General features: G+C 31.7%; 1 protein-coding gene. It reads right to left on the bottom strand.

Annotation, left to right across the window (positions count from 1 at the left end; genetic code table 11):
• Positions 1 to 1,911 precede the first annotated feature (1,911 nt).
• Positions 1,912 to 2,082 (bottom strand): hypothetical protein, encoded by a 171-nt coding sequence (locus H0U68_RS03240; RefSeq protein WP_296352727.1) that lies wholly within the window; start codon positions 2,080 to 2,082, stop codon positions 1,912 to 1,914.
• Positions 2,083 to 7,496: the final 5,414 nt, after the last annotated feature.

Genomic DNA, 7,496 nt, shown 5'->3' with positions numbered 1-7,496 from the left:
TTCTTTCTTTCTTTCTTTCTTTCTTTCTTTCTTTCTTTCTTTCTTTCTTTCTTTCTTTCTTTCTTTCTTTCTTTCTTTCTTTCTTTCTTTCTTTCTTTCTTTCTTTCTTTCTTTCTTACCAATCCTTTTGTACCAATGACGTATTACATATGAAAATTTACTTTTGTTGATAAGTTCAATAGAATGTTCCTAATGAAGGCAGTTGAAAGAAGTGTATATGGCTAAAGGGAATTCAATTGTTTGTTATGACTCATAAATATAAAATACATTTATAAATCAAAAATAATAGCCATGACAAGGCACAATTAGGGAAAAGAATCGAAATAATCACGACCTTTTTTCTAATTTGAATTCGCCATCAAATCCACATCCAAATATATTTGGAATACGTAATATGTAAGGTGTACACTAACACATTACAACATTACCACATTACCAAGTTACCCAGTTGTGAGGTTTTTTTCGTTCTTGCAATAAAGTTATTCACTCATGGTGGAATGTGGAATGAATGTAATAGTTATGCTGAGGATATTCAATAACCAACTCATCCTTTTCAATCAAAACAAAACAAAACAAAACAGAACAACCTCCCTTTTCCTTTATTCATTCAAAGCCGCCTCGGGTGAGATTAATGGGTATGCGGTAATGTGGTAATAATACTTTAACTTTTTTCTTAATTTTATTCGAAAAAATAACCGTGTGCAGGTTTATTGGTTCTTTCTTGCAATAAAAGTTATTGACACATAGTGAGTGGGACGTGGAATGTAATGTGTATTTGTAATGCATTGGTAATCATATTACATTACATATTACATTACTTATTCCGCATAGGAATCAAATCAGGAAATAAATGATTCAACAACACGAAGTCACCCTTTTCAAACCAAACAAAACAAAACAAAATAAAACGAAAATAACATAACATAGGATAACAGTACTATCTAAAATGGCTGTTGCTATTGCAAATATTATTGTTCCTTTCTGTTCACATCTTGTTCACTTCAAACAATAATTACTTTCAAGCAATTAGTGAGTAAGGTAGGCACACTGGGTCCATATACTGTTTCTAGTTTTGGACCAAACAGAAAACAAACAATTATTTCTTTCTTTCTTTCTCTTTCAAAAAATTTTAATAGATAATAAAATTATTTTATGTTTTCAATATGTAATGTGAAATGTGTAATGCGTAATGTGTAATGTGTAGAAGAAGATCATATAAATTAATATTAATACACATTCCATATTACATATTACAAACTTTTATTATTATTACTATCTGGGCATAAAATAAATATAATAATATTATCAAATAAATAATATATTATTTTGATTCCAATAATAGATGATAATTACAAACAAACATCACAATGATGAAGATAATGAATATCTATAAAATCTTTCCGAAGTTAACCTTCTGGCTCCTTTGTCTCATCTTCAGAAAATAATTCACTTCAATGATAGCAATTGGTAAATGCTCTTTGTCGAGTACGTATATTTTGAGGGAACAATTACTTTGGTTGTTTTTATTTTTTGAGAGAAAAAGAGAATTAATAAATCTTTCTTCGGATTAAGAAGCACGTATTGCCATAGTCATATATTTTCATATCGCCTCCGACTGCTCTCACTCTTACACTAAAAAAACCGCTTATGAACCTTTATTCAATCCTTCTTTTTAAATTTGGTAATGTGGTAATGTGTTACGATTATCCTAACCTTACATATTACTTATTACAAATAGATTTGGATGGGAATTTGAATGAATGAAAGAAAAAAAAAGTTAACCATAAGATGAAGGAGTAAATATTATAGTTGTTATTTTTATGATTATGACAAGAACGGGTTTTTTGTTTTTCTGTTTGGTCCAAAACTAGAAACAATATGAACCCATTGTGCCTACCCCACAGAAAGTAATTATTGTTTGAAGTGAACAAGATGCGAACAGAAAGGAATAATAACAATTGCAATAGCAACAGCAATAGCAATAGGGATAGCCATAGCCATAGTCAGTACTGTTATGTTATTTTCATTTTGTTTGTTTAGTTTTGTTTGTTTGAAAAGGGTGACTTCGTGTTGTTGAATCATTTATTTCCTGATTTGATTATGCGGAATAAGTAATGTAATATGTAATGTAATATGATTACCAATGCATTACAAATACACATTACATTCCAAGTCCCACTCACTATGTATACCGGTCAATAACTTTTATTGCAAGAAAGAACCAATAAACCTATCCACGGTTACTTTTTCCAATAAACTTTTATTCAACTCTCATTTGTACGCTGATCAAATCTCAAAAAAGGTTCAATAATTAACTCCATATTGTCTCTACCTTTTGTGTGGACTCCCAAGTAGAAGAACAAGACTCGAAATGGCCACAAGAATCGATTTCATTAGGTGATTAGATTGGTAAAATAAAACCATTGATTTCTTCTGAAACAGGATGTTGGTTTTTTGGCGGGTTGAAAATGTGAACTCTTTCTTCAGAGCACATAAATTTTCCATTACCTCCTTAATTTCACCTCTCCAACTTATTAATAAGCTCCAAGTTCATCAAATTTTGACTTTCGAGTTATTATTTGCATTCACTGGCTTCCGGTTCGGAGAAGATTCTTCATCAATGGTAATGTGGTAAAGTGGTAATGTGGTAATGTAATAATGTGGTAATGTGGTAATGTGGTAATGTGGTAATGTGGTAATGTGGTAATATTCCAACCTTACATATTACTATTACAATTAGATTTGCGATATGAGGTACAAATGGAAATAGGACCTTTTAATAAATACTCATTTCATCATATTACATAATAATGGTACCTATTAAAGTAGTTCATTTTTCTTCGAGAGTGAATCAAAATAGCTAATTGGTATTGTGTGTGAAACCATTTCCAATCCAAGTTCCAGACCAAAGACAAAACAAGTGGATATGTAATATGTAATATGTAATTGTAACCCAACCAACCAATCAACCAACCTTACAGATTACAAATGACATTAGTCATCTAGAACCGATTGCTTTCATTTTGTAAGATGTATTCCTGAAATAGTTCCAATGAGATTCACTTCAAGAGATACAATTATTCTTCCTTTGTCGGAGGCGGATAGTTGGAATCTGAGCAGGATGGTTTTTTTTTTGATGGTTGCCAAAGAATCTATCCAATTCATTCAAATCCACATCCAAATCTATTGTAAGAGGTAATGTAAGGTTAGAACCAAAATTGCCATAGTACTGTTATCCTATGTTATGTTATTTTAATTTCATTTCAATTTGTTTTGTTTTGTTTTGTTTGTTTGAAAAGGGTGACTTCGTGTTGGTGAATAATTTATTTCCTGATTTGATTGTGCCGAATCAGTAATGTAATATGTAATGTAATATGATTACCTATACATTACAAATACACATCACATTCCAAGTCCCACTTACTATGTATCTATCGCTCAATAACTTTTATTGCAAGAAATTCCAAACTCTTCTCTTAACATGGCTTACATTTTAAGAAAATAGAATCCATTTATTAAATAGGTGGAATTCCACTCCTTCTGAGTCTTTTTTTTGAATGCCGATGTGATTTTCTAGCCGCACACCAAGGTACAGGATAGCGACACTCTGAACCTTTATTAACCTCCCTTTTCTCATTACAGTTTGGATCAACTAACTGGAGGGAGAAAGGAAGTTATGAAGGAGCAAAACAAGGATTCTTGTTATAATCTAAACAATCTCAATAACAACAATAATAATTACTCCTTCATCTGATGGTTAACTTTTTTTTCTTTCTTTCATTCATTCAAATCCCCATCCAAATCTATTTGTAATAAGTAATATGTAAGGTTAGAATAATAATAATCATAACACATTATCACATTACCACATTACCACATTACCTCATTATCAATTACCACATATTTTCATTTTCATAACACTTTGTATATCTTACTCACACTCGAACACAAGAACTTGCAAACACAACCAGAATTAAATAGATCTATCCAATCTCACAAGAAGAAATCCAAAGCCACTGCTGGTATTCCATGTTCATGTTCGTTGAATGGTAGAGATCACATTATACACCTTTCCTTAACTTCTTCTTCTTCGTACCATCAACCCTTTGCTGAGCTGTACATACAAAGACCTCAACCACTTGCCCTCAAGTATTTTATATTTTCTTTAATAAACAAATTATGTTCCCTATACCTACCAACAACGGCAATGCTTTATATGTTTGTTGAAAAATAGTTCATTTATTCCTATTGTTCTTCTGAGCATGAGTATGAGTGCTAAACTGTCATATTTACCTCAAATTGAACTACATAGGTGTAACGATAAATAAGGTAGAGAACTTATTGTTCTTATTTTTATGATGATGACAAGAAAAGGAGGATAATCATTTATTAATTCCAATGGAATATATGTGAATGCACTGTTGCTACTAGGGTAAAAGTGGTTGTTACAAGTCAATAAAGAATCTTTTCTATCTAGTGTGATTTGTAATGTGTAATGTAATCACTTGCAAGTAGAAGAAAAAGATAGATTACCTTACATTACAAATTACACTACATCCTCCGCTCCAGAAAACAATTCCACCTAAATATCCCACCCACCAATAATGATATTCAATCTCTAGCGGAATCACCAGTGTGTCATTTTCAGTTTCCTGTAGGTAAAACCTTACTATGCACTGTGCAAGATATATTATGAAGAACAAGAACTTTTATTTCAGTTCCTTGGGTGTTTGTTTCGTTCGTTGAACCCCAATCAATTATTCAACCATTCAAAGATTCTTTATTTCATTATAATTAAATTGAATCAATAGTTAGAGGTAATGTGGTAATGTGGTATATGATTATTATTATTCTAACCTTACATATTACCTATTACAGATACATTTATGGCTTTGAACGAAGAAAAGAAAAAAATAAATAAATAAAATAAAGCAGAGCGTTGCCCTGTCCGATTATTTGAAGAAATAGAATCAAACAAGTTTCTATGTTTAGGTAGTCTGAAATTTAATCTGTTCCTGTTTTCCTTTCTATGACTAGGATAATAGATACCACTATTATGTTGTAAATATGAGTATGAGTATTTCCATTTGTATCTCAAATTGCAACTAGTGTTACTAAACCACTATGGGTGAATAACTTTTATCGCAAGAACGAATGAACCTCCCATGGAAAGAGGCTTCTTTTTCCAATAAAGTTCTCATTAAGGGTTATTGGAACACCACTCGATGTGGATGATACTCTATCCCTTATCCTAGTCTAGGGTTTAGTCAGTGAGGTCCCCAATACTTTCTATGTATTCTCCGGACTACCAACTCTTCAATCTCTTGAGCAAAAGGATTTATCCAAGGAAAAGACTTATTCAAATCAAATTTGACAGTTATCATGCCTTACACTGTAAGAGAATCTTATCCATAGAAAATTATCCTCTATTTTGGAAGAAAATGACATGGCCTTAATGAACCAAGGGTAAACATGGGATGTGAGGCTACATATTACCAACTTACACTATCACTCGGTGATTGTATTTGCTGCTAGCAAGTTCACTATAAGAGTGTCTGAGTGGAGATATCTTATACAGTCACATAGATAACCTAGAAAATGCTATGAGACTATTATCAATAATCCACAATTTGTTTAGGTATTTCCTTTAACTTACTAAATACACAAAATAAAAGAGATAATGATTTATTAATTGGGTTCACTTCAACAGAAATCGACAATCCAAAGAATAATTTGAGATTTTCAACTGAAAGGTCCCTTATTTCAAGTATCAAAACTACCTACCAAAGGAGAATAAGAAAATTGATTTACCATTATAATGCCACAAATAAGGAGGTTTGAGTTAAGAGATAATTTGAAGTAAAGACTTTTTTTTGAATTATTTATTATCCTAAATTCATTCTAGTATGAGTGAGCCAAACAGTTTGTGCACAACAATAAAATAATTTTCTACCTCAGAAGAAATTTGACACCTGTTAAAATGTATAATGCGTAATATGTAATAGATAATCATAAAATTGGATTACATTACTCACTACCTCATAAGCAATATAGTCAAAATGATTAGATTCATAATTGACACCCTCAAAATTTCGTCTAAACTACTGGGATTTACCTTCTGGCTGGGTAAACAACATTAGCTCAGGTTGACAAACACGAACTTTGCTGTTAGATAGACAATCGATCTTTTTTTGCTGAGTGAGTACTGGTCGCAATTCAATTCCAGGTTGTGAATAAACTCAGTGAGGTCTGCAATTCTTCCTTTTATTTGGGACCAACCAACTCTTCCACCTGTCTGAAAGTAATTATTGTTTGAAGTGAACAAGATATAAACAAAAAAGAACAATAACAATTGCAATAGCAATGGCCATTATAGATAGCGCTGTTATGTTATGTTGTTTTGTTTTGTTTTTGTGGTGAATCATTTCCTGATTTAATTATGTGGAATCAGTAATGTAATATGTAATGTAATATGACTACCGATGCATTACAAATACACATTACATTCCAAGTCCCTCTCCCTTTGCATATATCTCTCAATAACTTTTATTGAAAGAAATTCCAAACTCTTCTCTTAACATGGTTTCCTTTTTAAGAAAAAAGAATCCAACGATTTATTAAACAGGTGCCTGTTAGGTCTTTGGAATTCCACTCCTTCTGAGTTTTTTTTTGAATGCCGATGTGATTTTCTATCCGCAACACTCTGAACCTTTATTAACCTCCCCCTTTTTTCATTGCAGTTTGGATCAACTAACTGGAGGGAGGAAGGAAGTTATGGAAGAACAAAACAAGGATTCTTGTTATTTTCATTATAATAACAACAAACAATACCTGAGCTGAGCTGTACATACAAAGACCTAGCCACTTCCCCTCAGGTTATATAATTTCTTTGATTTACAAATTATTTTTGTTGATATATATTCCCAAGATAACATTCATATTACCTTTATTGCTACTTTCATTGCTATAAGAGAGATGCAGTAATGTACGGGCAATAAGAATGTTATCTTGGTATATTTGTTAACAATGTTTCTATACCTCCACTCTATCTGAATGATATGTGACTTCATAACAACAACAACAACAACAACAACAACAACAACGGGAATGCTTTATTTGTTATTGAGTTTTGAAAAATTAGTACATTTATTCCTATTGTTCTTCTCATTCATTCCTTCCACAACATAATTCTAGTGACATTAAAGTGAATTGTGGTAATGTGGTAATGTGTTATGATTATTATTCTAACCTTACATATTATTACAAATGGATTTGGATGGGGATTTGATTTTCTGGATGAATAACGAGAAAAAGAACAAAAAAATAAAATAAGGAAGAAGTGGTGCCAAACAGAATAAACAAGGTGCTACTCGGGTATGTTAAACTTTGTTTGCTCAAGTGAACTGGTCGGGCATGTCGACAAACCAAGTGATCTAATCAGTTAGTTTTACGGTCTACGAAAAATATGCCCGACGGGGTCAAGGTTTAACATACCC

Origin of the sequence: Ramlibacter sp., from assembly GCF_013697775.1 — a bacterium.
GTDB lineage: Bacteria > Pseudomonadota > Gammaproteobacteria > Burkholderiales > Burkholderiaceae_C > Ramlibacter.
The sequence above is the reverse complement of the archived record's forward strand: the minus strand, read 5'-3'. Positions and strand labels throughout refer to the sequence as shown.

Bases quoted from the DNA above. Each gene is read 5' to 3' on its own strand.
- H0U68_RS03240 (WP_296352727.1), bottom strand. From the start codon at position 2,082: ATGATTCAACAACACGAAGTCACCCTTTTCAAACAAACAAAACTAAAC.